Annotated in this window: 6 protein-coding genes; 3 read left to right on the top strand and 3 right to left on the bottom strand. The window is 56.1% G+C overall.

Going from position 1 to position 8,215, the window contains the following annotated elements; translation table 11 throughout:
* Positions 1-207: 207 nt before the first annotated feature.
* A complete protein-coding gene (locus tag JOZ06_RS01300; RefSeq protein WP_293227907.1) occupies positions 208-1,719 on the top strand; it encodes a methyl-accepting chemotaxis protein in 1,512 nt (503 codons plus the stop codon).
* 68 nt (positions 1,720-1,787) lie between these two features.
* Positions 1,788-3,128 carry a globin-coupled sensor protein gene (locus JOZ06_RS01295; RefSeq protein WP_293227905.1) on the top strand — a complete coding sequence of 447 codons (1,341 nt, stop codon included), beginning with the start codon at positions 1,788-1,790 and terminating at the stop codon, positions 3,126-3,128.
* Between the two features lie 40 nt (positions 3,129-3,168).
* Here the strand turns inward: JOZ06_RS01295 and JOZ06_RS01290 are convergent, their stop codons facing one another.
* The gene (locus JOZ06_RS01290) at positions 3,169-3,696 is read right to left on the bottom strand and encodes a hypothetical protein (protein ID WP_293227903.1); all 528 of its coding nucleotides are present in this window, start codon (positions 3,694-3,696) and stop codon (positions 3,169-3,171) included.
* Positions 3,697-3,734: 38 nt separating this feature from the next.
* Positions 3,735-4,148 carry a Hint domain-containing protein gene (locus JOZ06_RS01285; protein ID WP_293227901.1) on the bottom strand — a complete coding sequence of 138 codons (414 nt, stop codon included), beginning with the start codon at positions 4,146-4,148 and terminating at the stop codon, positions 3,735-3,737.
* A 1,933-nt stretch (positions 4,149-6,081) separates the two neighbouring features.
* Here JOZ06_RS01285 and JOZ06_RS01280 point away from each other — a divergent pair.
* Positions 6,082-6,804 (top strand): helix-turn-helix transcriptional regulator, encoded by a 723-nt coding sequence (locus tag JOZ06_RS01280; RefSeq protein ID WP_293227899.1) that lies wholly within the window; start codon positions 6,082-6,084, stop codon positions 6,802-6,804.
* A 67-nt stretch (positions 6,805-6,871) separates the two neighbouring features.
* Here the strand turns inward: JOZ06_RS01280 and JOZ06_RS01275 are convergent.
* Positions 6,872-8,215, bottom strand: a 1,344-nt coding sequence (locus JOZ06_RS01275; protein WP_293227897.1) for a hypothetical protein, incomplete at its 5' end; no start/stop codon positions are given.

Raw genomic sequence — 8,215 nt, 5'->3', positions numbered from 1 at the left:
TGCAAGCTGCGACAGTCTGTTCGCGCCAGCTCGTATCTCTCTTACTTTTCATATTTTTACCACCGCAAGCGGCTTCAGCTATATGCAAATACAATACCGCATTATATATTACACGTAACTGTGTATTTATTTTCTTCACAACTTACTGCGCTTTCTGATAGTGTTACACACCATTTGCCCCCTCAATTATTGTGACATAAATCTCCCATGCTTCGATTTCTCGATAAATACAGGTCTCGCGCGTTCTGTTTATCTTCGATTCATAACGCAGCACTTGAATCGCTTTGCGTCAGCACCATGATTGCAGACCCCGACTTCAACATCATCTACATGAATCAAGCTATGCGAGAATTTTTGGGCAAATATGAAAAGGACCTGCAGGCCGAGTTACCGCGATTCAGTCTATCGACAATCATTGGTAGCAATATTGATATTTTTCACAAAGACCCCGCTCATCAACGGCGCATACTCGAAAAGCTGGCGGCGCCGCATCAGGCGAGCATCCGCATCGGGAAGCTCGTTTTCGGCTTGACCGTCAAGCCGTTGATCGACCCTACCGGAAAGAGGATCGGAACATTAGTCGAATGGGCTGACGCTAGTCAGCTTGATTACGCGGGACAAGTTGCGGCGATTAACCGTTCCCAAGCTGTCATTCAGTTCAACATGGACGGCACGATTATCGATGCCAATGACAATTTCCTGAACGTGATGGGCTACCGCCTCGATCAGGTTCGAGGAAAACATCACAGCATGTTTGTCGAGCCCGATTTCGCGAACAGTTCCGAATATAAGGAATTCTGGGCGAGGCTTAACCGCGGCGAATACAAGGCCGCCCAATGCAAGCGCCTTGGGTGTGGCGGGAAGGAAGTCTGGATCGAGGCATCCTACAACCCGATTCTCGACCTCAGCGGCAGGCCCTTCAAGGTCGTCAAATACGCGACCGACCTGACGTCGCGAAAGATCGAGAACGCTCATCTGGCAGCCGAATTCGAAATCGGCGTAAAGGCGCTTGTCGACGTTCTGGCAACGTCGGCCGACCAGATGCAGGTAACGGCGCACACACTGGCGGCGGCCGCAGGCCAAACCAACGCCCAGGCCACAAGCGTTGCGGCGGCGTCTGAACAGCTCGCATCCTCGGTCAATGAGATCTCCAGGCAACTCTCAGAGGCCATGGTCGTGATGAATTCCGCGGTAAGCGAAGCGCGACGGTCCGATACGCTGGTCGGCGGCCTTGTCGAAAAGGCAGACAAGGTCGGCGAGGTCACCGATATGATTGCGCAAATTGCCGGCCAGACCAATCTACTGGCGTTGAACGCGACAATCGAGGCCGCGAGAGCCGGGGATGTTGGCCGCGGCTTCGCCGTCGTGGCCTCCGAGGTGAAATCGCTCGCCAGCCAGACGGCCCGCGCGACAGGCGACATCGGTGAACAGGTCAAGGGCATCCAGGACTCTACAAAAGACACCGCCGGATGTATCCGTGAAATCACCGGCGTGATTCAGAAGCTTAGCGACGTGAACATCGCCATTTCGAGCGCCGTTGAAGAGCAAACAGCCGCTACACACGAAGTGTCGGAAAACATCAATGGCGTCACCGCAGCCGCCAAGGCGACCGGGGATGCTGCGCTCTCCGTACTCAAGAGTGCCGAGAATTTGTCCGTAAAATCACAGACCTTGCGGGAAAAGGTACAGGATTTCCTGACACAAGTCCGGTCAATGTAACACTCACACCACCGTACGTTTTACCTGATACAAATTAGATAATTTATATAATTTCTAGGAGGCACCGCTTGTCGGAACAATTGCAATGCGAAGCGATAATTGAACGCACTCGATTCATGGGCGTGAACCAAGAGGCCGCAACGCTCCTCGCTGAGTTTTGGCCCAAGGTGCAGGCCGACCTAACTGATATCCTCAACTCATTCTATCGGCACGTTTCCTCCGTGCCGGCGCTCGAAAAACTCATCTCCGGTCAAACCTCACGTCTCAAGAGCGCCCAGGAAGCGCATTGGCAGCGCCTTTTCTCGGGACGGTTCGATGAAGCCTATTTCAACAGCGTGCGCATGATTGGGCTGGCGCACCACAGGATCGGGCTGGAGCCGAAATGGTATATCGGCGGCTATAACTATGTCCTCAATAGGTTGATCGCGCTTGCCGTGAAGCATTACCGCTGGACTCCTTCCAAAATGACGAAGGTAATAGCGGCCATGAACAGCGCCGTCATGCTTGACATGGACGTCGCTATATCGGTCTATCAGGATGCCTTGCTCGACAGGACGGAAAGAAGCCGCAAGCTCAATGAGCGCGTGAAAGAGTTCGAGATGACCATTACGGGGCTCGTCACCGATCTGGCCGCCTCGGCGTCGAAACTGCATGAAAACGCCTCGTCGATGTCGGCGACGGCGCAACAAACCCAGGACCAGAGCTCGGCGGTGGCTGGTGCCACCCGGCAGGCTTCCGCCAATGTGCAAGCCGTGGCGGGCGCGACCGAGGAAATGACCGGATCGAGCAATGAGATCGGCCGTCAGGTGACGAAGGCCTCGCGCCTGGCGGGAGAGGCGGTGCACGAAGCTGAAGCGACAGGGTTGGTCATCGACGGTTTGGCGCAGGCGGGCCAGAAGATCGGTGACGTCGTTGCGCTCATCAAGACTATCGCCGGGCAAACCAATCTCCTGGCGCTGAACGCGGCGATCGAAGCGGCGCGCGCGGGAGAGGCCGGCAAAGGCTTCGCTGTCGTCGCCAGCGAAGTGAAATCTCTCGCCAACCAGACGGCCAAGGCCACCGAGGAGATCGCGGGGCAGATCGCGGGCATTCAGGGGGTCACGGCGACGACGGTGAAGGCGATCAGGGGCATCGGATTGTCGATCGGCAATATTGACGAGGTTGCGTCGTCCGTCGCCGCCGCCGTTCAGGAACAGATTGCGACCGCGGCGGAGATCTCCGGCAACGTCCAGTTGGCGGCGAAGGGCACGGAGGAGATCACGCAAAACATTTGTGGGGTGGCGGAAGCCGCAAGTCAGACCAGCGAGGCCTCGTCCGCTGTCCTGTCGGTTGCAGGCGAACTCGCCAAACAGGCGGAACATCTGAGGTCTGAGGTGGACTGCTTCCTGGCGACCCTCAACGCGGAATAGCAGAATTTGATGCGCGCCCGTTGTGGCCCGGGGACGCTCTCTAATTGGCTTTCAAAACCGCGCAGGCGTCAAGCTTATCGAGCGCATCGAGAAACACGGATGTCGGCTCCGAATCTGCCTTATCGGCTACAGAAAAATAGATCGTTGGCGAGGAAAGCAGCTGCTTCCTCAACACGGGAAGAGCGAGCTGCTCCGTAACGCGGTAGAAGACTTTGGTTCCAGCCGCCGCATCTGGCTTGCCGTCGAAATGTATCACTCTGTCTGCGAATTCTTTTCCGGTCGACGTTGATAGCACGAGCGTAGCCGTCGCATTTACATCGCCGTTTTCCGTGCGTTTTCGCGTAAAAATCAGCCTGGCATGGATGGCGTCGAGTGCATCATCGCTGCGCGCCTGCAGCGGCCAGGCAGTGCAACTGGCCTCGTCCGCTGTCGCAGGATCGCCCTGGCTGATATGCCAAGCGGTGCCAGGCGGGATGTCAGCGGCCATGACAGCGGTTGTTGGCGCAAGCAACGACGTGGCCAGCGCCAGCATGACAAAGGTGTATGATGGTGCCGTTATGTTTTCCATATCACTACCCCTCTCGACGCAATGGCCTCTGAAAACAGTTACTTTATTGGATTATGCACGAGATAGCCTTCAGCATAGTAACTATGGTCGCCGATGAATTCTGGATTATAAAGTGTGTGCTCACCGTTTGAGACCCCCTCAATAGCGGTGACACGTCGTCCGTCGCCATGTTCATCTAAGATGATGTCGCCGACGTTCAATTTATTGACTCGAATATGGGTCATGTCTTCCCTGAATGTCAGGTCCGGATCAATCGACTTCAGTCCGTCTGTCGTGTAAAAAATATGTTCCGCAGTGACAAAAGCGGTCGAACTGCCGTTGATGCGGTACAGGGGCTCCGCGGATTTGCGAACAACAATTTTTTCGACGGGATGGGGGCCGTACCGCCCCATAACCCAGTCGCCCTGTCTAAGGTCGGATATGGGTTTGACGCTGTTATCGGCCATGGTCACGCGGACACTGCCAATGAAACAACCCTGGCCGCCGCCACTCCCTTTTGTGCAGGAAGTATAAAAGGGGCCTGCACAGCCGCTGTCGCCATAGTTGTCGGTACAAGTGAGACTCCCGGACGAGCTACAGGTTGTCTGCACAATTCTGGCTGAGCAGGCATAAGTTGGGTTAGGCGTATAGTATTCCCCCGCATTACTTGTCGGCCCAGTATTACATGCCTGTTGTCCACCCCAGGGCAGTGCGCAATTCGTGCAGCCTGCCGCCGTACAACTGGCCCCGGAATAGGCAAAGGCGCCGCTGCCGCCTGCGTTACAAGTGGCAGTCTCTGAGCCGGTATACCCCCCCGCCGTATTATTGACCGTTTGCGTGCCCCCGGCCGATGCCGCTGCGACAGTACCCGAGCACGAACTCCATGTGGTCGTCGTGGCGCTGCAGCCCGCCGTACAACTCCCGTAGCTATAGTTGTTCGGCGACAAGGTACCGTTAGAGCAGGTCTCGACCTGGCTGGTACATGCCCCTGTGGGGGCATTGCTGGCATAGGCTGTACAGGTCGAACCGCTTGAGATCGTGCCGCAAGGCGATGAACACGAAGCACACCCGGCGTTGGAAGCCGAGCATGATTGCGTATAACTGCCGTTCGCGCATGTCCAGGTTGATGTGCCGCCGCACGAACCTGCGTTATAGTTGCTGGCTGAACCTACGCCGCAGGTGTCTGCCGAACCGCCGCAGGTGGGACAGGCCGCGTTGGCAAGGGAGCACGACGCATTGGTGCCCCCGTTAGAGCCCAAACAGGTCCAGGTCGCGTTCCCGCCGCAGGCCCCGGCGCTGTAGCCGCTGGCCGTTCCGGAAGTACATGTGTTTGCCGAGCTGCCGCAAGAACCATAGACCGCAGATGATCCGCCGTTGCAGGCGCAAACACGGATTGCATAGGCGTTACCCGAATACCACGACGCGGCGCATGTCGTAGCGCTTGTATCAAGATACGGCGTAATAATCGTACCAAGAACAGGATCGGCCAAATCATCCATGTAGCAACCAACCCCATATCCTTCTGCCGAACCACTGACCGACGAGTTTGACCATTCACCGAGACCATACAAAATCGCGCCACATGGCGTCGAACTGGCCGCCGCCTGGGTACCGGCAGCGTTGCAGCCGCCGTAGTTTGTGCATGCCGTATTACAGGATGAGCCCGCACTTCCCATGTAATAACAATAACCATTGTACGAGTAGCCAGAACAGGCCGGCGCGCACGCGCTTACTGTGACCCCACTCCAAGGCGTACCGCTTGCTGTGAAAGTGGACCACTCCGCGCTTGAGCCGGTAAACACGCAAATTGACTGTCCCGTATTATTCGTCACTTGATGGCAATTGCTGAAGATATTGTAGGTAACGGTAGTGCCTGTGGCTTGAGAGGTGCATAGCCCCGTTTGCGCGTGGCCTGACGAGACGGCGAGGAACGCGAGAAAAACACCGAAAAGGAGGGCGCGTATACGCGGCATCGCCCCCCCTAACAGTCTGGTTTGATGGCTACATCTACCCATCCACCCCGATCAGGCTCGCAGACGCGAATAGCGCCCCCTTGACGAATACTGAACGTCAGCGCTCTGTCCGACTCACAGTTCGGCGGATTGTCGCCAAAATAGATCGCTCTCGAAAGCACGAGGCGATCACTCGGGAAACAGTAAGGTGATGGCTTTTCACTTTCCGTGAACGATGGCGGCCGACATCCGCCTATCACAAGACAAACGAGAAGAGCAAGACCCCCAACTGAAGCGCGTTTTTGCAATATCGATGTCACCATAGATATTTATATTACATATAATGATATCGTTTTTCTATAATTATGTATTAGAAATAGTATTTGACATATGATGCATAAAAAAATAAATGTATTGGTTTTCCGCGTGCGTTTGGGTTATTTAGCCACCCGCTATGGTAACCCTTTTGCAAATAAGAGCTGCTCGCACGCTTCTCGGCTGGACCCAGGACGCGCTCGCTGAGGCGGCTGGCGTTTCTCTGCCCTCAATAAACAACCTAGAGCGCGGGGTGTATTCGCCGCGCCCGGACACCTATCAGGCGATCGTCACGGCGCTGGAGAAAGGCGGGGTGGAGTTTATCCCGGGGAACGGGCTGCGCCTGCGCCAAGACGATCACGAGGTTACGACCTTCTCGGGCTCCGATTTTCTTTGCGAACTGGAAACAGATATCCTCTTGGTTCTGAAGGGCCCGGAGGATGAAATCGTGGGGTGTTCTTCGGATGAGCGCAAATGGATGGAGTATTGCGCGACGTTAAACCCCGTTTACTATACAATGCAGCGGCAAAAACGGTGGCGTCAACGGACCCTGATACCGAATAACGCAGATTTCATTTCCAACTCCCCTGAGATTTACCGGACAGTGTCGGCTGAGGTTATAGGAAATATGACCTACCGGGTCTATGGGAATAGACTGGCGCTGATCGAATGGTCGGCGATGCGCGTTACGCTCATAAGGAATAGCCAGATAGCCGATATGTTTCGTGGGCAGTTCGATGCATTGTGGACGCTAGCGAAACCAATAACAGCCAAACATTTAAAGAAAATCGAACGATTTGATAATACGCGTAAATACTCACAGAGTGTTGAGGCGATTTCCGGGTGTTTCAAGAATGCGTGAAATTATAGGCACTTGAAAAGTGCACTCGCCCCACCCAACCGCGGCGTCAAATGCGCGACAGCAAGACTTAACACGCCCATCCCTTTTTACAGGACAGCTGTCCATCTGACATTTTCCTGCCATTGACGCAAATATAACCAAATCCGGAAGGTTCGCACCAAGTCTGCCCATCACTGTAAAAATCTCCGCAAACACTAACGCAACCGTCCGGTGCCGGCGACGCATTGCAGCTTTGTCCGTCGCTGGAAAGCGCATATCCGCTATTACAATTAATAGAGCAGTCAACGGGGTTGACGGTGCCATTGGCGACAGAGGCCGGGTTACAGACAGGCCCGCAATTTTGCGGTCCCCACATTTCACCGATCCACCCGTTAGTATTTATAGTCGGACAATTCGACAGTGTGGATGGAAAATAGATACACCCTATGCTCGTGCCGTAATCTGGACAGGAGGAGCAGCACCCAACAGGGTCTGCTGCGCTACAGCTCTTGCCGTCACCGCTCAGGTTGTAGCCGCTGTCGCATGTGATTGAACAGTCGGCGTTGACCGTGCCGTTGGCGACGCTGGACGGATTGCAGAGGACGGGAGCGTTACACTGCTGCTTGAACCCGCACGACCATGTCCAATTTCCAGCGTTGACGGAAACCGTGGGCGTCGACCCATTTAAACAGAGATTGCTACTCGGCGCAGTGCCAGACGCCTCACCCTGGGCTGTGCCGCAATATGCGTTTGAGCACTGGCATGTTGTGGACTTGCCGCCATTGCTGCCATCGTCAAATCCTGTGACATGGCATTCCATCGTGTACGGCGCGGGACAACTGGCTGTGCAGCTTTTGCCGTCGGCACTCAGCGCATAGCCGCTATCGCAGGTAACGGTGCAGGTGGGCGACGAACCTACCGTACCGTTAGCCACCGTGGCCGGACTGCAGCCGGATGGGCTGTAGGGGGTTTGGCAGGCCGCCGGCGTGCCGCCCCCGGAACCCGCCGCGCAGGACCAGGTGAAGAGGTTGTTGGTCGTGTCGAGCGTGATTGTGGACGGAACGCCGACATGGCACAGGCCGGTTGTAGGCGCGGTGCTTGCCCCCGTGCCGCCAGCCGCTGCACCGCAAACACCATCGAAGACGGTCGAGATCCCGCCCCGCGTCGGATCAAGCGTCCAGCCGATCGACGGATCGCCGTCGGTCGCCACGGCCCCTATGTAGGAGCCCGTCACCGTCTCGGTGAACGCTGTACCATCCGGCGAAGCGCAGCTGTAGGTCACCGTCGGCGATGTCCAGCTGTTGAAGGCGGGCCGGTGATAGGGCGACAGCACCTGCTGCGGATTGGGCGTTGAGGTGACCGTCTCACATTGGTTGGTCGCCCCGACCGTGCCGTAAATAGCGGGCAGATTCACCAGCCCGCCGCGGATGCA

Source organism: Paludibacterium sp., from assembly GCF_019232825.1.
Taxonomy (GTDB): Bacteria; Pseudomonadota; Gammaproteobacteria; order Burkholderiales; family Chromobacteriaceae; genus Paludibacterium.
This window is presented reverse-complemented; position numbering and strand designations above follow the sequence as displayed.

Coding starts and splice junctions, on each gene's coding strand:
- JOZ06_RS01300 (WP_293227907.1), top strand. CDS start 208: ATGCTTCGATTTCTCGATAAATACAGGTCTCGCGCGTTCTGTTTATCT.
- JOZ06_RS01290 (WP_293227903.1), bottom strand. CDS start 3,696: ATGGAAAACATAACGGCACCATCATACACCTTTGTCATGCTGGCGCTG.
- JOZ06_RS01280 (WP_293227899.1), top strand. CDS start 6,082: ATGGTAACCCTTTTGCAAATAAGAGCTGCTCGCACGCTTCTCGGCTGG.